Source organism: Kitasatospora brasiliensis (assembly GCF_032654805.1).
GTDB classification, from domain to species: Bacteria; Actinomycetota; Actinomycetes; order Streptomycetales; family Streptomycetaceae; genus Kitasatospora; species Kitasatospora brasiliensis.
In genome coordinates, this window is record NZ_JAUOOW010000003.1 from 158,033 (window position 1) to 177,484 (window position 19,452).

Sequence of the window (19,452 nt, forward strand, 5' to 3'; positions counted from 1 at the left end):
CGGCCTTCCTCCGTGGGTGGTCGTTGATCGCGAACCCGGGAGAGCGGCACAATCCTGCGGGCTTGGAGCCCGGCCGTGCCCGGCCCGGGCGAGCGGGCCGGGGGCGGCCGGGGCGCTCCGTCAGGACGCCGGCGGGCCGAGTAGCACCGGCAGTTCGCGGTGCCCGTTGGAGATCAGCGAGTCGACCGGCTCCAGCCGCGCGCCCGGGGCGAACGCGAGGTCGGGGAAGCGCGCGAACAGCCGGCTCAGCGCGGTGCGCCCCTCCAGGCGGGCCAGTGGCGCGCCGAGGCAGAAGTGCGGGCCGTGCCCGAAGGCGAGGTGGTCCTTGGCCGGGCGGGTGACGTCGAAGCCGGCGCCGCTGTCGCCGTAGCGCACCGGATGGCGCCCGGCGGCCTGGTAGGCGCCCAGGATCGGCTCGCCCCGGCGGACCGTCACCCCGCCGGGCAGCTCGATGTCCTCCACCGCGAAGCGCATCGGCAGGTGCGCCAGCGGGGCGTTGCGGCGCAGCGCTTCTTCGACCACGTCGTCCCAGCCGGCCCGGCCCGCGCGTACCAGGGCGAGCTGGTCGGGGTGGGCGAGCAGGTCCGTGATGCCGTTGTCGATCAGGTTCACGGTGGTCTCGTAGCCGGCCGAGACGATCAGCAGCAGGGTGTCGCGCAGCTCCTCCTCGCTCAGCGCGGCGGGGCCGGCGCCGGACTCGGTGTCGCGGGCGGCGATCAGCAGGGAGGTCATGTCCTCCCCCGGCTCGCGGCGCTTGACGGCGATCAGCTCCTCCAGCAGGGCCTGGAACGCCACACCGTTGGCCGCCGACTCCTCGGGGGCGAGGGTGGTGGCGAAGACCTTGTCGACCATGTCCCGGAAGCCGGCCGTCACCTCCCGTGGCACGCCCAGCAGTTGGGAGATGACCTGGATCGGCAGCGGGTAGGCGAAACGTTCGCGCAGGTCCACCACCTCGCCTGGGGCACCCCCGGCCAGGTCGTCCAGCAGGGCGTCGGTCAGCTCCTCCACCCGCGCGGTCATGGCGACGACCTGGCGGGGCGTGAAGGCGCTGCTCACCAGCCGGCGCAGCCGCCGGTGGTCGGCGCCGTGGGCGTTGAACATGTTGCGCACGCTCACCCACAGCGCCAGCGGCCAGGTCCGCACCACCCGGTCGTAGTCGGGCCAGTGCCGCAGGCCGTCCTTGGACACCCGAGGGTCCTTGAGCAGTTCCTCCAGCAGCAGCGGGTCGGACACCGCCCAGGCTCGGACGCCCAGGATGTCGACCGGTGTGGCCGGACCGCGCGCGAACAGCTCGGCGGTCTCGGCTTCACGGGCACGCCCGGTCGGGTCGAGCACGATCGGGTCCGGCACGTTCGGGTCGAGCACGTTCGGGTCCAGTACGGGACGCTCCACAGGGATCCTCCAGTCGATGCGGTACGAGGGCGCGGTCGTCAGCCGCCGGGGACCCGGGCGCGACCCCGCCGGGGGCAGGCGGTCAGTAGTCCCAGACCACCGGTACGAAGCGGAAGGTGCCGCTGCCGGCATCCGCCACGTGGCAGACGGACGGGAAGGGCAGGTGGGTGGCCACCAGTTGCTCGCCGGTCGCCGCCATCTCCCGCAGGAGGCGGGTCCGGACACGGGCCGACTCCTCGGGGTCGTGATCGAAGCCGTTGTGCCAATCGGGCTTGTCGAACCCGCACTGGAACACGGCGTCGCCCGCGAACGTCAGCCGGTCACCGCCGGACTCCAGACGCACGACGCTGTGGCCGGGCGTGTGACCGCCGGTGCGGCGGACCAGGACGCCCGGCGCCACCTCGTACTCCTTCTCGAACGGCCGCAACTGGCCGCGGTACACGTCCAGGAATTGCGAGGCGGTCCTGCGGAGCACGTCCGGGACCGGTGCGGGCATGTCGGTGCGGGAGAAGTCGGGCGCTGCCCAGAACTCGGCCTCGGCCGCGGCCAGGTGGACCCGCAGGTCCGCGCGCAGCCGACCCCGGAACCCCTCGACGAGCAGCCCGCCGATGTGGTCCATGTGCAGGTGGGTGAGCACCACGTCGGTCACCGAGGCGGGGTCGATCCCGGCTGCGTCCAGTCGCGTGGCCAGCTGCCCGGCCCGCGGGAAGCCCGGGAACTCCGTCCCCAGGCCGGAGTCGATGAGCACGGTCCGGCCGCCGCTGCGCACCACGGCCACGTTCAGCGGCCAGTTCATCGACTCCAGCGGCAGGTACATGTCGCCGAGCCAGGCCTTCAGGTCGGCCGCGGGGGCGTTGGTGGCCATGGTCACCGGGGAGATCGGCAACACCCCGTCGCTGATCACCAGCACGTCGATGTCGCCGACCTTCAACGCGTAGCGCGACGGGACCGGTTCGTCGCGTCCCGGCGCATCGGGACGGGCGGGGTTGAGCTGGGTCATGGGGTTCTCCTGTCGAAGGGCGTCTACCGGAGGCCTCGACGGCGCCGCCGTGGGCTGCGCCGCCCGGTCATCCGTATAGACAGACGGGTGGTCCGGTTCGTGACAGTCGCCCCGGTCCGAAGCCGGTCTTCCTGCGGGGGAGCGGACGCCCGGCTCCCGGTACGGCTCCGCCGGCCGGGCGGTGCGGGGTCGGGCGGTGCGGGGTCGGGCGGTGCGCTCCCGGCGGTGGCCGGAACCGCGGCGGGCGGCCCCGGTCACCGCACGGCCAGCAGCGACTCCAGGGCGGCGATGTCCCCGGTCCGGGCGGCCGCGACGAAGGCCGCCAGCAGCCGCCGGTGCTCCGTCGGGTCGACGGGCCGCCGCTGCTCGGCGGCCAGGCGGCGGCGGGCCCGGCTGGAGATCTGACGGATGTTGACGACGCTGAGCCGCAGAATTCCGGCGATGTCGCCGTAGGCGTACTCGAAGGCCTCGCGCAGGATGTACACCGCCCGCTCCGTGGGCGTCAGCCGCTCCAGGACCACGAGCAGCGCGGACGCCAGCTCCTCCACCCGCTGCATGCCGGCCTCGGGGTCGCCGCCGGTGTCGACGAGCTCGGGCAGCCAGGGGCCGAGCGGGGTCTGGCAGCGCGACCGGGCGGACTGGACCACGTTCAGGGCCAGCCGGGCGGTGGCGCGGGACAGGAAGGCCACGGGGCTGATCACCGCCGAGCGGTCGGTCAACTGCCAGCGCAGCCATATGTCCTGGACCACGTCCTCCGCCTCGACCTCGCTGCCCACGATCCGGTACGCGGTGCCGAAGAGGCGCGGCCGCAGTCCCTCGAAGGCGGCGGCGGCCGCCACCAGGGTGCCGTCCCCGGCGGCCGGCCGGGTGTCCGGACGCCTGCCGGGCAGGTCTGTCAACACGCCCATCACGGCTCCGTTTCGCCTGCGGTCTCCGTCGATGCCCTCGGGAACACGCTCCCGCCGCAGCCCCCGCCGTGACGCCCCGGAGGATGCCTGGTCCGCCGCCCGGGTGCCCCTGGTCCCCTGCCCCCGGGGCCCCGGGAGGACGGCGCGTCGGGGCGTCCGAAGTCGCTCCAGTACCCCGCACTCACGGCTGCGCCCCGGTATCGGCTCCTGCGTCATGGGCCGACCTCCCTTCGGTCCCCGCCGGGCCCGGGTCCAGGGCCCGGCGGGCGGTCGCGTCCCGGCGCGGACCGCGGCGCCGTCCCCGGGGCGGCCGCGTCCGCGCGCGACGCCGGTCGGCGCCGCTCGGGCCACTCTGCCGCCGCGGCCCGCAGCCCGTCGCCCGGGAAACCCCGGGTCGACCCCCGGGTGCTGCCTCTCCCGGGGCTCCCGGGGGCCGGCCCGGGGGCCGAGGGAGGGCAGGCCGTCAGGCGTCGGCCAGGGTGGTGCGGAGCCTGGTGCGGGACGTGACGTCGAGCTTGCTGAACACCTTGCCCAGGTGCCACTCCACGGTGCGGGGGCTGATGAAGAGTTCGGCACCGATCTCGGAGTTGGTCAGACCGTCGGCGGCCAGCCGGGCGATCTGGCCCTCCTGGGCCGTCAGGGCCTCGCGTCGCGCCCCGTTCGCGTCGGCGGGGCGCGGCCGGACCGTCTCCCCGGCGGCCAGTAGTTCGCGCCGGGCGCGCTCGGCGAAGGCCGCCGCCCCGAACCCCCGCAGCAGGTCGTGGGCGGTGCGCAGGTGCCCGCGCGCGTCGCCGCGTCGGTTCTCGCGGCGCAGCCACTCGCCGTACACCAGGTGGGTGCGGGCCAACTGGACGGCGATGCGGCCGCGTTCGAGGCGGGTCAGGGCCTCGCGGTAGAGCCGCTCGGCACCCGGGCCGTCGTCCAGCAGGGCGCGCGAGCGGGCCAGCACGCCGAGGGCCCAGTCGGTGCCGGCCGCCTCCGCGCGGTCCTCCAGCCGGCGCAGCGCCGCCGCGGCCCGCTCGGGGGCGTCGGCGCGGGCGGCCGCCTCGACGAGTTCGGCGAGGGCGAAGCCGTGGACGGCCACGTCCTCGTGCGCGACGGCCCGTTCCGCGTGGGCCAGGGCGTCCTGGTAGCGGCCGAGGCCGTTGTGGAGCACGGCGACGAGGTAGTCCCCCTGGCCGATCGCGCGCCCCTCGCCCCACGAGGTCGCCTCCCGGACGGCGCCGCGGATCACCTCGGCGGCCCCCGCGTCCTCCCCGCGCCAGGCCGTCAGCAGGAGCGCGGGGTACGCCATCGGGGAGTGCCCGGTCGCCTCCGCGATGCTGTCGGCCTCGTCGACGAGCGCCGCCGCGAGGTCGAAGTCCCCGGTGTGCACGGACAGGGCGGCCCGGTAACCGAGCGCCAGGGGGAGGACGTTGAGGGCGCCGGCCTCGCGGGCCGAGCGGACCGCGTGCTCGGTCATCCAGTGCCACGCCTCGTCGTCCCACAGCTCCCCGGCGACCAGCCAGGTCAGCCAGAGCCAGCGCATGGCGTCGCTGTTTCCGTGCCCGGCCTCGCCGCTCCCGCCTGCGGTGGCCTGCCGGAAAGCCCACAGGGCGGACCGCAGCAGCGGTCCGCCCTCGGCGCGGCCGTCGAGGAACCAGGCCGCCAGGCCGTCGAGGAAGAGGTCCGTGGGCCGGGCGGGCAGCGCCCCGGGCGGCGCCATGCGGGCGGACTCGGCGACCTCCCGCACCCCGGTCCGCAGGCCCAGGCGGCCGGCGAAGACCGCCGACCCGAGGGCGTCCAGGTACGCCTCGCGCGCGGATGCGTCCCCGGCCCGCGCCAGCCGGTCGGCCGCGTCGAGCAGCAGGGGCAGCGCCTCTCCGCCGCGCCGCCGGGCGAAGGCGATCTGGGCGCGGAGCCGGGCCAGCCGGGCCCGCTGTGCCTCGTCGAGCGGGCCGAGCCGGGCCGCGGCGAGGAGTTCGAGCGCCGTGTCGGGGGAGCCGGCGTCGAAGGCGGCCTGGGCGGCGGCGCCCGCGCGTGTGCCCCGCAGGGCCGGATCGGGCGTCAGTTCGGCCGCGCGCCGCAGGAAGGCCGCCGCCGCCGCGATCCCGCCGCGGGCCTGGGCCCGGCCGGCCGACCGCTCCAGCTCGCCCGCCAGGGCCTCGTCCGGGTCCACCGCCGCGTGGGCGCGGTGCCACGCCCGACGGTCCGAGTCGACGGCGGGGTCGGTGGCTTCGGCCAGCGCGCGGTGCACGTCCCGGCGCAGGGCGGGGTCGGCGGCGCGGTAGACCGCCGAACGGACCAGTGGGTGGCGGAACCGCACCCGGGTACCGAACTCGACCAGCCCGGACGCCTCGGCCGCTCCCGCGGCGTCCGCGCCGAGGCCGAGCCGCTCGGCGACCCGCCGCAGCAGCGGCACGTCCCCCACCGGCTCCGCGGCCGCCGCCAGCAGCAGCCGCTGGGCGTCGGCGGGAAGCGCGCCGACGCGCCGCACGTAGGCCTGTTCGATCTGGCCGGCCAGCGGGCGGACGTCCGGGCGGGCGAACCCGCCGGCCAGCTCGGCCGCCGACAGCCCCCGGGTCAGTTCCAGCAGGGCCAGCGGGTTGCCACGGGTCTCGGCGACGACGCGGTCCCGGACCCGCTCGTCCAGCCGCCCGGGGACCACCGATTCCAGCAGCGCCCGCGCGTCGTCGTCGCGCAGGCCCCGGACCGCGATCTCGGGCAGCCCCCCGAAGGGGTCGCCGCCCGCGTCGGGCGCCGTGGTGCGCGCCGCGAACACCAGCGCCACCCGCTCCGCCAGCAGCCGCCGGGCGACGAAGGCCAGCGTCTGGGCGGAGACCCGGTCGAGCCAGTGGGCGTCGTCCACGACGCAGACCAGCGGCTGCTCCTCCGCCGCCTCGGCCAGCAGGCTGAGCACCGCGAGGCCGACCAGGAAACGGTCCGGCGCGCTGCCCGCGCTCGACGCGCTCAGGCCGAACGCGACGGACAGGGCGTCGCGCTGGGGGCCGGGGATGCGCTCCAGCCGCCCCAGCAGGGGTACGCAGAACTGGTGCAGTCCGGCGAACGCCAGTTCCATCTCGGACTCGGCGCCGACCGCCCGCAGGACCCGGCACCCGCTCGCCCGCTCCACCAGGCACTCCACGAGGGCGGACTTGCCGACCCCCGGTTCACCGCGCAGCACGAGGACCTGGCCCCGGCCCTCCCGGGCCCCGGCGATCACCTGGTCCAGCGCTCCGCACTCGCTGCGCCGGCCGCGCAGCCCGCGCCCCGGAGCGCCGCCCGCCATCCGCCACCACCACACAGGTCAAGGTCCGGACCCTGATCGTTCCGGGCCGAACCCATCATGCACCAGCCCGCGCGGGGCGGACAAACCCCTGCCGGGCGCGGCAGCAGCCGTCCTGACAGGCCGTCACCGCGCCTGGCGGCCCGTCACACGCGGCTCACCGGCCCGGGCCCCGGTGCGCCGTCCAGTGCGCCTCGACGGCCGCGGCGACCTCTGCCGGCCGCTGGAGCAGCGGCCAGTGGTTGCAGTCGAGCGCGACGACACCCGGGGCGCGCAGAGCGGCGGCGAGCCGCCGGCCGGACGCGATCGGGCAGGCGGGATCGCGAACCCCCCAGAACACCAGGCAGGGCGCGGTCACCCGGGCAAGGCCCGGCTCCCACTCGGCCCCCACGGTCACGGCCGAGCGGTAGAGCCCCAGGATGCTGTCCTTCATGGACTCGTCCACCCGGGAGGCCGCCTCCCCGGCCAGGTCGGCCGGCACCTCGAAGCCGGCCGCGAGGTCGGCCGCGAACGCTCCCGGCCGCAGCTCACGCATGAAGCGGTCGCCGTCGACGGGGTGCTGCCAGACCTTGGCGAGCGGGTGCCACGTGTACGCCGCGTCGACCGGGCCGTTGCCGCCGGCCCAGGTGCGGACGAGGTCGGGCCGCAGGGAGGCGACGCGCGCGGTGAGGATGCAGCCCCAGTCGTGGCCGACCAGGTCGACGGGTTCGCCGACACGCTCCAGCCGGGCGATCAGCCAGTCGACGTACTCCTCCTTGGTGGAGCGGAAGCCGTCCGGGCGCGGGGCGCCGAACCCGGGCAGGTCCCAGGCCTCGACGTCGGTGCGGGTCAGGTGGCGGCGCACGCCGTCCCACACCCGATGGGTGTCGGGAACGCCGTGGACGAGGATGGCGGGCATACGGCGGGCTCCTCCGTCGTGCGAGGGGGCCGGCGGGCGGGGCGGGGCCGTCCGCCGCGGGGTCGGTGGCCGGGCGAGGTGCGCTCACCCGGCGGGGCGCGGGGCCCGCAGGTGGGCGCGCCGGGCGAGCTCCTCCTCGGGGACGAGTTCGAGCATGGGCCTCCCGGGGGCGCACAGCATGGTCACCACGAACCGGGTCCGCGCGTCGGCCAGCGCGTTGCCGTCCTGGTAATGGATCACGTCGCCGCCCGGCTCCCAAAACGTGCCGCCGGCCTCCACGACCCGCTCCGGCTCGCCCTCCAGCTCGAAGCGGACCGCGCCCTCGACGACGTACCCGAACGCGGGCCCGGAGTGGCGGTGCGGCGGGGTACCCGGGTCGCCCGGCGCCCACTCGATGTGGACGGTCATCGCGGAGGCGCCCTCGGGGACGGTGAACGGTCCGGCGTCCTGCAGCACCTGCGCCGCGGTCATCCAGCCCGCCGGAGCCGCCGGGTCGCCGCCGGCTCCGTGCACGTGTCCTGCGTGGTGGTTCGCCACTGTGGTGCCCCTTCCTCGGGTGTCCGGATGATCGGGCGGGGGCCGTCGCCCCGCTCCCGTCCGCAGTATTGACCGGACACCCCGCCGATCTGTGACACCCGGGACAAGCGAAGGCCCGCCTCATCGAGGTGTACCGGGCCCGCGGGAACGCCCCGCAGAGGCGGCGCAAGGCGGAGCGGATCCCGAAGTACGGCCGATGCGGTTCGAGCCCTGCGTCGAGGAGTGGAAAGCCGGTCAGCGCCACCTCGGCGGTCGGGCCGGTCACCCGTCGGCGATGACCTCGTTGACGACCGCGGACAGCGTGTCGTTCATGGGAAGGCGAGTCATCCGGCGGCGTTCGAGGTAGCGGTCGACGAGTCTGGCGTAGGAGAGCGAGACCCGGGAGTAGCGGTCGTAGACGACACCGGCGAGGTCGGCGGCGTTGTGCAGCTGGGCAGTCAGCCGCAGGAAGGTGCGGTAGATCGCGGTGCGCTGCCGGGCATTCTCCGGTTCGCGCCGACCGGGCCGGACACCGAAGTTGGTCACCTCCTTCACACCGATGCCGTACTGGTCCTTGGAGATGTCCATCCCGAGGGTCTGTGCCACGCCGGCGGCGAGAAAGGCGGCACGGTCGCACTCGTCGAAGGGGAGGCGGAAGTAGTAGGCGATCAGGCCCATGACGGGCAAGGTCTCGGCCGCGTACGTCCGGAGGATGCTCGCGCGCAGGATGTCCGGCTCCCGGACGTACGCCTGGATCGCGTCGAAGCGAGCCGGTGGTGCCAGGCCCGGTCCCGCGGCGGACCACTTCTCGTGGAACTGGATCCGCGCGCTGAACAGCGTCTCCCGGTAGGCCTCGGCGAGCCAACGCCGGTCCCGGTCCCCGCCGAGGGCGTGCACCCTGTCCAGCACCTCGGCCAGGCTCTCGCCCCCGAGCCGGTGCGCTCCGCTCGCTACGTCCTGCGGGGGAACGACGACGTCGTCCAGGACGGCCAGCAGCGCCACGGCCTTGGCGATCGCGTGCCACAGCGGATCCCGCCGGTAGCCGGCCGACCACAGCGTGAGCCACTGCACGGCGTCCCGGACGATGTACCGGTGGACGTCGTCGAGCGAGGTATCGCCCTTCCGGGTGCAGATCAGCTCCGCGGGCCGCGCCCCGGCCAGCCATGCGGCGAAGGCCCGTCCCTGCGCGCTGTGCAGGTACGCCTCGTCGGTGGCGTCGAGCAGCGCGAGCCGGTCCCGGCGGCACTCGGCCTCGACGGCCGGCAGCTGCGCCAGGTCCGACGCCGCGGCTCCTCCGAGCGGTCCGGCCGGTGCCTCGCCCATCGGTCCGGCCGCCTGCGGGACGAAGCGGGCCAGTCCGTCCAGGTGGGGGTCCAGCGACCGTGCGGTGTCGAACAGCCCGATCTCGTCCAGATGGAACTCCAGCATCGCTCCTCCCGCTCAGCGCGCCGTGCGCGGGGTGACCGACATCGGCAGGGCGTCGGGGCGGATCTGGGCGTCGGCGACCGCCCGGACCCGGTGGCCCGGCGTGGGGTGCAGGTGCCAGCGGGTGGTGACGGCGGCGAGTACGGCGAGCATCTCCGCCCAGGCGAAGCCGTCGCCGATGCACTTGCGATTGCCGGCCCCGAAGGGCAGGTAGGTGCCGCGCGGCAGGCTCTTCTCGGGCCTGGCGAGCCACCGGTCGGGGTCGAAGCGCAACGGGTCGGGGAAGCAGGCGGGGTCGCGGTGAAGGGTCGCGGCGCTGTAGACCACCTCGGCGCCCTCCGGGATCTCGTATCGCCCGACCCGCACGGCCTCCAGGGCGCGCCGCCCCATGAACCACAGCGGCTGGTAGAGGCGCAGCACCTCCTGGACGAACCGGGTGGTGTACGGAAGGGCGGCGGGAGTGGCGGGGCCCGGTCCGGCGGCCCGCGCCTCGTCGTGCATCCGGTCGGCGGCTTGCGGGTCGCGGGCGAGTGAGTGCAGGGCCCAGGCCAGGGTGGTGCCCGTGGTCTCGACTCCGGCGACGAGGAGGGTGAGGAGTTCGTCGCACGCCTCTTCGTCCGACATGCCGTCCTCGTGCGTGAGCATCAGCGCGAGGATGCCGTCGTGCTGCGGGCTGCGGCGGGCCTGTCGCACCGCCGCCTCGGCCAGCCTGCGCAGGGACGCCGCCGAGGCGAGGAACTCCCGCCGTCCCGGGGTCGGCAGTTCGGCCAGCGCCGGCGGCAGCACGGTGGCCCGGAGTACGCCACGCACGAGGATTCCGAGGTCCTCGCCGACCCGCGCGCCCAGCTCCTCGACGGTCCGCCCGGTCCCGGACCCGTCCGCGGACGGGAAGAGGGTCGGCAGCATCAGCGCGACGGCGAGTTCGCGCATCTCCCGTTCCATGGCCAGAGTCCGCCCGGTGCGCCAGCGGCCCACCCGCTGTTCTGCGACGACCGCGAGGGTCTCGGCGTACCGGGTGATCCGTTCCCGGTGGAACGCGGGCTGCAGGGCGCGCCGCTGCCGGAGGTGGAAGGTCCCGTCGGAGGTCGCCAGGCCGTTCCCGATGTACGGGCGGACGCGGTCGAACAGCATCCCTTTGCTGAACTTCCCGCTCTGCGTGACCAGCACCTCGTGGATGGCCTCGGGGGCGTTGAGCACGTAGAACGACCGCCGCCCGAGCCTCATCTCGACGATGTCGCCACCCGTCCGCAGCCCCTGCAGGAACACCGCCCGCCCCCGCGCCAGTCCGAGCAGGTGCCCGAACAGCGGCAGTCCGCCTACCGCGAGCGGGACCTTGCCGGCGCCTGTCCTGTCCACTTCGACCTCCGGAGCCCTCTCATGACCGTGACATGACTACCGCAGCCTAGATACGGAAGAGGCATGGGAACACTCGCGTTTCAGTCGATCACCAGATCGAAATCCAGCCTCCGTCGTGGCACGACGGGCCCGTACCGGTGCGGGGTGAATCGGCGTCGCCGGGATGCCCGACAGCGCACGGTCAGCGAGCGCCGCCCACCGCGCCGTTGCCCTCCGCGGGCGCGACCTGCCGGTGCGTCACGAAGGGTGGCCCGTGCACTCATATCGAAAGACCGCGCTGACTTGCGGCGATTTCTTTTAAAGTGCCCGGCTCCGCTGACTCCATGGCTCGCGGCGCTGCTCGCCACCAGCGGGATCGATAACGCGGCGGCCGGCGGCATCCTACGCCGGGTGCCCGCCCGGGCGGCCACCCCGGCTATCCGCCACGAAAGCCGCCCCACCCGGAATAGTGGAATCCGGGGCTCAGGGCGCGACAATATTGCAGCCCGAGAATGGCGCTGAGCATGACAATGCATCCATGGCGCGGCCGCCGTCCCGCGCTCCGGCCCGACCGGCCCGAGCGTGCGACTATATCCTCTACTCCCCTGTCTCGCATGCCAGTTGGACAGGCGAAAGCGGAGGGGGCGGTCCACGAGGGTGTCGGGGAGGGCCTTCGCCAGGAATGCCGGATATGGCCGGCCTCCATCGCGGAGTGTCGTGGTCAAGTTCCTTGACACTGCCGCCGGCGCGAGACTAGGGTGAGATTCAAAATTCTCTGTAATGCTCGCATTGCCGAGATACATATCGCTTCACTTGACAATTACGGGGGTAGTGTCAGTGTTAACCGCGCGAAATTCGACCTCTGATTCTCTCGTGCCGGAAATGCGCAGAGTCCTGGCCGAGTTGGTCGGATGTGCAGTGGAAGACTTATCCGACGACGAACAGTTCGTGCGGCAGGGTCTCGATTCATTGAAGGCGAGCCGGCTGGTCGCAACCCTCGCGGAGTTGCTGGACCGGCCGCTGTCTCCCGCCGTCGCCTGGGCGCATCCGACGATCAGTTCGCTGGCGGCGCACCTGCTGGACGACGCGGCGCCCACGGCCCGCGCCGGGGATGCCGCGCACACCGCTCCGGCCCCGTCCGCGGCCGAGCCGATCGCCGTGGTCGGCATCGGCTGCCGCTTCCCCCAGGCCGACGGCGTGGACGCGTACTGGGAGCTCCTGCGCAGTGGCACCGACGCGGTGCGGGCCGTGGCGGAGCGCTCGGGGCAGGACGCACTGGACCGGCTCCCGCAGTCGGTGCTGAACCGGATGCCCACCGAGGCCGGCTACCTCGACCGGCCCGGCGACGAGTTCGACCCGCTGTTCTTCGGCATCTCGCCGCGCGAGGCGGCCGAGATGGACCCGCAGCAGCGGCTCTTCCTGGAAGTCGCCTGGGAGGCACTGGAGAGCGCCGGGGTCTGCGCGAGCGAACTGGCCGGCAGCCGCACCGGGGTGTTCGCCGGTGCGATCTGGCACGACTACGCCGACCTGCGGCCCGGTCCGCTCACCTCGCACTCGGCCACCGGCCAGGCGCTGAACATGGTCGCCAACCGGCTCTCGTACGTTCTGGGGCTGCGCGGTCCGAGCCTCACCGTCGACACCGCCTGCTCCTCCTCGCTGCTCGCGGTCCACCTCGCCTGCCAGAGCATCCGGTCCGGCGAATCGTCGATGGCGATCGCCGGCGGGGTGAACCTGCTGTTCAGCGCCGACACCATGGTCGCGCTCACGCTGTTCGGCGGGCTCGCCCAGGACGGGCGCTGCAAGGCCTTCGACGCGAGCGGCGACGGCTTCGGCCGCGGTGAGGGCTGCGGCGTCGTGGTCCTCAAGCCGCTGTCCCGCGCGCTCGCCGACGGCGACGACGTCTGGTGCACGATCCGCGGCTCGGCGACCAACAACGACGGGCTGAGCAACGGCCTCACCGCCCCCAACCCGGTCGCCCAGGAGGAGGTGCTGCGCGCCGCCTACCAGCGGGCCGGCGTCGCGCCGAGCGAGGTGCACTTCGTGGAGACTCACGGCACCGGGACGGCGCTCGGCGACCCGATCGAGGCCAGCGCGCTCGGCGCGGTCTTCGCCGAGGGCCGGGACGCAAAGCTCGTGCTCGGCTCGGTGAAGACCAACCTCGGGCACCTGGAGGGCGCGGCCGGCATCGCCGGGCTGATCAAGACCGCGCTGGTGCTGCGCCACCGCGCGGTGCCCCCGAACCTGCACTTCCACGACCCCAACCCGCACATCGACTTCGACGGCCTCGGCCTGCGCGTGCCCACCGAGCTGGAGGAGTGGCCCGCGGACCGGCGAGCGCTGGGCGGGGTCAGTTCGTTCGGGTGGGGCGGCACCAACGTCCACGTGGTGCTGGAGGGCCACGACGAGCCGGAGCCGTGGGACTTCTCCGCGCTCGATGGCCCGGCCGCCGCCGTGTCCGCCCCCAAGGTCGCGTTCGTCTGCTCGCCGCACGGCCACCAGTGGTTCGGCATGGCCCGCGCGATGCTGCGGACCGAGCCGGTGTTCCGGGCCGTGCTGGAGCGGTGCGACGCCGAGCTGCGCCCGTACACCGGCTGGTCCCTGCTCCAGGAACTGCACGTCGACGAGGACCGGACCCGCTGGGACGACGTCTCCGTCACCCAGCCGGTGCTGTTCGCGATCCAGGTCGCGCTGGCCGAGTGGCTGGAGGCCGGCGGCGTCCGCCCGGACGCGGTGACCGGGCACAGCCTCGGCGAGATCGCCGCCGCCGTCATCGCGGGCATCGTGGACCTGCCGGACGCCGTCCGGCTGGTCCACCACTACAGCCGGCTGCAGGCCGCGATCGCCGGCCGCGGCGGCGGCATGGCCATCGTCGACCAGTCCGCCGCCGACCTGGCCCGCTTCACCGACGGCGGCCGGGCGGTGGTCGCCGCCCTCAACGGGCCGCGCTCCACCGTGCTGGCCGGCGAGGTGACCGCCCTGGAGGCGGCGCTCGCCGAGCTCAAGGCCGACGGCGTGCTCGGCGCGATGGTCAAGGTGGGCCTGCCGGCGCACAGCGCGGCGATCGACGAGATCCTGCCGGAGCTGAGGGCGTCGATCGAGGGCATCCGGCCCCGGCCGGGCCGCATCCCGATGTACTCCACCGTCACCGGCCGCCCGATCGCCTGGCAGGACGTCACCGCCGAGTACTTCTGCCGGAACCTGCGCGAGCAGGTCGTGCTCGCCGACGCCATGGCCGCGCTGCTGGAGGACGGCCACACCGTCTTCCTGGAGCTGAGCGCCACGCCGGTGCTGACCGCCGGGCTGGAGCAGTGCGTCGCCGACTCCGGCCGCGAGGCCGTGGTGCTGGGCACGATGCTGCGCGCGGCCGACGACCGGCAGGGCCCGGCCGAGGCGCTCGCCGCGCTGCACGCGCTCGGCCTGCCGGTCGTGCGGCCGGGGCACGGGGCCGACCGCGTCGAGCTGTTCACGGTGTCCGCGCGCTCCGCGGCCGCCCTACGGGAGCTCGCCGACCGCACCGCCGACCAGGTGGCCGCCACCCGGGCGGACACCGCCGACACCAGCCTGGCCGACCTGTGCCGGGCGGCCGTCTCCCGGGCGGACCACCCGCATCGGCTGGCCGTGGTCGCGCGCTCCACCGCCGAGCTCGCGAAGCGGCTGCGCGTGGCCGAGCCCGGCCCCACCGGGGTCGACAGCCGCGCCGGCGTGGCCTTCGTCTTCCCCGGCCAGGGCTCGCAGTGGATCGGCATGGGCACCGAACTGCTGGCGACGGAGCCGGTGTTCCACGCCGCGATCCGGGAGATCGACGCCGCGGCCCGCGCGTATCTGGACTGGTCGATCCTCGCCGAGCTGCAGGCGGGCGAGGACAGCTCCCGGATGGACCGGATCGACGTGATCCAGCCGGTCATCTTCTCCGTCCAGGTGGCGCTGGCCGCGCTCTGGCGGTCCTGGGGGGTCGTCCCGAGCGCCGTCGTCGGGCACAGCATGGGCGAGACCGCCGCCTCCCACGTGGCGGGGGCCCTCTCGCTGCACGACGCGCTGCGCGTCATCTGCCTGCGCAGCGCCCTGATGCGCCGCGCCAGCGGGCAGGGCGCGATGCTCGCCGTCGAGCTCACCATGGAGCAGGCCGAGGAGATCACCGCGCCGTACGCTGACACGGTGTCGATCGCGGTCAGCAACAGCGCCCGCTCGACCGTGCTGTCCGGTGGCCGACCGGCGCTGGAGGAGATCGAGGCACGGCTGAAGGAGGCCGGCACCTTCTGCCGCTGGGTGAAGGTGGACGTCGCCTCGCACAGTCCGCAGATGGACTCCCTGCGGGACGACCTGCTCGACGCGCTCGCGCCCGTCACGCCGCGTGCCGCCGCCGTCCCGATCTGGTCGACCGTCACCGGCCGGGTCAGCGACGGCACCGACATGACGGGCGAGTACTGGGTCGACAACCTGCGCAAGCCGGTGCTCTTCGGCATGCAGATCGACCGGCTGATCGAATCCGGCACCCGGGTGTTCGCGGAGATGAGCCCGCACCCGATCCTGCTGCCCGCCGTGGAGCAGGTGGCGATGGACCGGACCGTGCAGGTCGCCGTGGTGCCCTCGCTGCGGCGCAACGAGGGCGAGCGGGAGAGCCTGCTCGGCTCGGTCGGCCGCCTCTACACCACCGGTCTGCCGCTCGACCTCGCCCTGGTGGGCGGCGCCTCCCTGCGCGGCGCCCGCCTGCCCTCCTACCCGTGGCAGCGCCGGCGGCTCTGGTACGAGGAGGTCGCCGGCGCCGGCGCGGCGCGCTCCGCCACCCTGGGCGGTCTGCTCGGCGAGCGGCTGGACTCGGCCGTCGAGCCGGGCACCCACTATTGGCAGACCACCTACGACCGGACCACCGTCGCCGCGCACGACCACGTCATCGGCGGCGAGGCCGTGCTGCCCGGTGCCGCGATGGTCGAACTGGCGCTCGCGGTGGCGGAGCAGGTGCGTCCCGGCCGGGAGCCCGCCGTCACCGGGCTGCGCTTCGTGGAGCCACTGCGGCTCGACGAGGAGGGCGGCCGCCAGGTGCAGGCGGTGCTGGTCGAGCACGAGAGCAGCGACGACCTGCGGATCTTCGCGCGGTTCGGCACCGAGCAGGTGTGCGTCGCCGCCGCCCTGATGGAGCCGGCCGGCGCGGCCGAGGTGGCGCCGCTCGACCTGGCCGCCGTCCGCGATCGGCTGCCGGAGACGGTGGACGGCTCCACGTTCTACGCCGCTCTCGCCGAGCGCGGGCTGGCCTACGGCCCGGCCTACCAGGCCGTGACCGAGGTCGGCGTCGGGGCGGACGAGGCCCTGGCCCGGCTGGCGGTGCCGGCCGAGTCGCCGGCGGCCGCGCAGTTCCGGGTGGCGCCCGCGCTGCTCGACGGCGCCGTTCAGGCCGCCCTCGCACCGGTCCTCGGTACCGACGGCGGGTTCGTCAGCACCGGCATCGACCGGGTCGTGGTGCACGGGCGGCCGGACGACGAGTGCTGGGCCTACGCCACGGTCCGGCCCGCGCGGGCCACGCCGGACGGACTGCGGGCCGACGTGTGGATCGTCGGCGCGGACGGCCGGGTGTTCGTCCAGGTGTCGGGCGTCGCGATCAGCCGGGTGCGGCTGCGCGGCGCAGAGGGGGCAGGTGAGCAGGCCGCTGCCGAGGACCTGCGCTCCGAGCTGGACGCGCTGCTGGCCGTCGAGGACGAGACGAAGCGCCGGAAGCTTCTGGCGGAGCTGGTCACCGACTGCGTCGCCGGGGTCACCCGGGTGCCGGTGGCCTCCGTCGCGCCCGACAGCCCGATGCGGGCGATGGGCGTCGACTCCGTGATGTCGCTGGAGCTGCGCAACCGGCTGGAGCGCCGGTTCGGGCTGCGGCTCGCGGCGACGGTGATCTGGAACTACCCGACCGTCCAGGATCTCTCCGCCTTCCTGGACGAGCGGTTGGCGCCCGAGCGGCCCGCCGAGGCGCCGGCCGGGTCGGCCGCCGCGCCGGCCGAACCGGCTCCGGTGCCCGGGGCCGGCGCGAGCGACGACACCCCCGAGAACGCGCTCCAGCTCGAACTGGCCGAACTGGCGAAGATGCTGGAGGAGCTGTGAAATTCGCCGTCGACAACTGCGACACAACGGGCTGTCTGGGCGAAAGAGAGCTCTCCGTCGAACAGTTCGCCGCCGTCTACGACTCGACGGCGCAGGGCCACAGCCGGGCGGTGCTGGTCACCGGCCCGGTCGCCAGCGGCAAGACCGAGCTGGTGCAGGACCTGCTCCGCAGGGCCCGGGACGCCGGCGCGCTGGTCCTGGAGGCGGTCGGCCTGCCCGTCACCCGCACCTACCAGCTGGGCGTGCTCCGGCAGTTGATGCAGGCGCTGCCGGCCCAGCAGACCGGCCCGCTGCAGGCGGTGCTGACCTCGGTGCCCGGCTCGGCCGTGGGGCCGCTGCCGCAGCCGGAATTCGCGCGGGTCGCGCTCGCCTTCCGGGACGCCGTTCAGGCGGTGGCCGGGCGGACCCCGGTGGTGCTGTGCATCGACGACATCCAGTATGCCGACACCGCCTCGCTGGAGGTCGTCACCGCCCTGCGCGGCTGGGGCCTGGCGCGGGTGTTGTCGGTGCTGGTCGAGCGGACCGGCTCCGGCGCGGGGATCGCCGCCGTCCACCGGTGCCTGGCGCGCGAGCAGGACGTGCTGCGCCTGCCGCTCTGCATGCTGTCGGAGCGTGGCACGGCCGCACTGATCGCCCGCCACCTGGGCGGGCCGGCCGGCGAGCGGCTGGCCCGTCGCTGGCACCCGGCCACCGGCGGCAACCCGGTGCTGATCAACGCCCTGCTGGACGAGGCCGGTTGGACCGAGCCGAGCTCCGCGGAGCCGCCGACCGGGGTGGTGTTCGCGCGGAGCGTCATGCACTGCCTCTTCCGGGCCGAGCCCGCGGTGCTCCGGGTCGCGCAGGCCCTGGCGGTGCTGGGCGGCCGTCCGACAGCCGCTCTGGTGGGCCGGCTGCTCAGCGTCTCGGTGGAGCACGCCGAGCACGGGATCGGCACCCTGACCGCGATGGGACTGGTCGCCGACGGCAGGCTGCGGCACCCCGCGATCGGCGCGGCGGTCCGGGGCAGCCTGCCGCTTGAGTCGCTCGCCGAACTGCGGCTGCGCGCCGCCCGGATGCGCTACAACGACGGGGCACACGGCACCGAGGTCGCGGAGCTGATCGAGGCCGCGGGCGGCGCCCGCGGCGAGTGGGCCGTGCACGTGCTGCGCGAAGCGGCGACGAAGTGCCTGGACACCGACGACTGCGAGCAGGCGGTGCGCTACCTCCGCCTGGCTGAGCAGGCGTGCGAGAACCGGCAGCAGCGGACGGAGGTGACCGCGGCGCTCGCCCGGGCGACCTGGCGGCTGGACCCGCAGTGGGCCGTGCGGTACGTCCCGGAGCTCGTCGCCATGGCGCAGCAGGGGCTGCTGCGCCCGGCGGACTCGCTCGCCCTGGCCGAGTACCTGCTGTGGTGGGGGCGGCCGGAGGAGGCGCTCGACGTCCTGGCGGACGCCGTCGGCGGGCCGCTCCCAGCCGACGACGAGGGCGGGGGCCGGCCTCAGGCGGCCTGTCCCTGGCTGCGCCGCCTCTACCCGCTGCTGCCGCCCGCGGACCCGCGGCCCGGCGGCGCGGCGCCGCTGCCCTGGGACGGGCCCGAGTCGCTGCTGCTGGCCCGCGCGGAGGGCGTGCTTCAGCCCGGCCTGTGGGACGACGAGTCGGCGATCTGCGTCGTGGCCGCGGTGGTCACGTCGACCTACGCGGGTCGGCCGGACGACGCCGAGCGGCTGCTGGCCCGGCTGGTCGGGCGCCCGACCAGCCGGGGCGGGCCGACCTGGCAGGCGGTGGCCTCGGCGGGCGCCGCGGAGATCGCCCTGCGCCGGGGCCGCCCGGAGGCTGCCGAGCGACTCGCCCGGGAGGCGTTCCACGGGATCTCGTACGAGGGCTGGGGGGTCATGCTGGGCGGTCCGCTCTCCACGCTGATCGCCGCACTGACCGCGCAGCGGAAGCTGGAGCAAGCCCGGGTGTTCCTGGACGTCCCGCTGCCGCAGCGGACCCTGTGCAGTCTGGCGGGCCCGCACGTTTTGCTCGCGCGTGCCCAGTACCACCTCGCGGCGGGCCAGGCGAAGGTCGCGCTGGCGGACTTCACGCGCTGCGGCAAGCTGTTGGAGAACTGGAAGTCGGCGGCCAGGCCGTCGCTGCCGTGGCGCGACGGTGCCGCGGACGCGCTGCTGCGGCTGGGGCGGACGGCGGAGGCGGGCCGGCTGCTGGAGGCTCAGTCGGCCGCGGCGCCGAACGGCGGCGTGCCGACGCAGCGGGCGCTCGGCTCGCCGCGTCCGATGCCGGGCCGGCGGAGCGTGCCGGCGCAGCGGATGGCGTGGGAGGCCGCGGGGGAGCCGGAGCGGTCGGCGTCGCGTTCGTCGGCGTCGCGTTCGTCGGCGTCGCGTCCGGTGCCGGTGGGCGACCTGGAACGTCCGGGTGTTCGGGACGGCGTCGTCGAGTCGGCCGGTCGGTTGAGCCGGGCCGAGCTGCGGGTGGCCGCGCTGGCGCAGGCCGGGCGGAGCAACCGGGAGATCTCCCAGGAGTTGCACGTCACGGTGAGCACGGTGGAGCAGCATCTGACCCGGATCTACCGAAAGTTGGAGATCCCCGGTCGGGCGCGGCTGATCCGGATGGCCACGGCGACGACGGTGACGGTGGCGCGCCCGTGAGC

General features: G+C 74.9%; 9 protein-coding genes and 1 pseudogene. 2 read left to right on the forward strand and 8 right to left on the reverse strand.

The window, feature by feature from the left end; all coding sequences use genetic code 11:
- Positions 1–120 precede the first annotated feature (120 nt).
- The 8 genes and pseudogenes from QWJ13_RS13355 to QWJ13_RS13390 form a co-directional block, all read right to left on the reverse strand.
- Positions 121–1,392, reverse strand: coding sequence for a cytochrome P450 family protein (locus QWJ13_RS13355; RefSeq protein WP_316524150.1), 1,272 nt, complete (start codon positions 1,390–1,392; stop codon positions 121–123).
- 82 nt (positions 1,393–1,474) lie between these two features.
- Positions 1,475–2,392, reverse strand: coding sequence for an MBL fold metallo-hydrolase (locus tag QWJ13_RS13360; protein ID WP_316524152.1), 918 nt, complete (start codon positions 2,390–2,392; stop codon positions 1,475–1,477).
- A 266-nt stretch (positions 2,393–2,658) separates the two neighbouring features.
- A pseudogene (locus QWJ13_RS13365) lies at positions 2,659–3,300 on the reverse strand (sigma-70 family RNA polymerase sigma factor); the annotation flags it as partial.
- 463 nt (positions 3,301–3,763) lie between these two features.
- Positions 3,764–6,568, reverse strand: coding sequence for an ATP-binding protein (locus QWJ13_RS13370; protein ID WP_316524154.1), 2,805 nt, complete (start codon positions 6,566–6,568; stop codon positions 3,764–3,766).
- Between the two features lie 154 nt (positions 6,569–6,722).
- Positions 6,723–7,463 carry an alpha/beta fold hydrolase gene (locus tag QWJ13_RS13375; protein WP_316524156.1) on the reverse strand — a complete coding sequence of 247 codons (741 nt, stop codon included), beginning with the start codon at positions 7,461–7,463 and terminating at the stop codon, positions 6,723–6,725.
- 84 nt (positions 7,464–7,547) lie between these two features.
- The gene (locus QWJ13_RS13380) at positions 7,548–7,934 is read right to left on the reverse strand and encodes a cupin domain-containing protein (protein WP_316525145.1); all 387 of its coding nucleotides are present in this window, start codon (positions 7,932–7,934) and stop codon (positions 7,548–7,550) included.
- A 327-nt stretch (positions 7,935–8,261) separates the two neighbouring features.
- Positions 8,262–9,407 (reverse strand): hypothetical protein, encoded by a 1,146-nt coding sequence (locus QWJ13_RS13385; protein WP_316524158.1) that lies wholly within the window; start codon positions 9,405–9,407, stop codon positions 8,262–8,264.
- 12 nt (positions 9,408–9,419) lie between these two features.
- A complete protein-coding gene (locus QWJ13_RS13390) occupies positions 9,420–10,760 on the reverse strand; it encodes a cytochrome P450 (RefSeq protein ID WP_316524160.1) in 1,341 nt (446 codons plus the stop codon).
- Positions 10,761–11,621: 861 nt separating this feature from the next.
- On the opposite strand from QWJ13_RS13390, the gene QWJ13_RS13395 reads away from it, so the two are divergent.
- Together QWJ13_RS13395 and QWJ13_RS13400 are read left to right on the forward strand one after the other, a co-directional pair.
- Positions 11,622–16,823, forward strand: a complete 5,202-nt coding sequence (locus QWJ13_RS13395; protein ID WP_316524162.1) for a polyketide synthase — start codon at positions 11,622–11,624, stop codon at positions 16,821–16,823.
- Entirely contained in the window at positions 16,820–19,450 is a 2,631-nt protein-coding gene (locus QWJ13_RS13400; RefSeq protein WP_316524164.1) for an AAA family ATPase, read from the forward strand. Before QWJ13_RS13395 ends, QWJ13_RS13400 begins: the two co-directional genes overlap by 4 nt.
- Positions 19,451–19,452 lie beyond the last annotated feature (2 nt).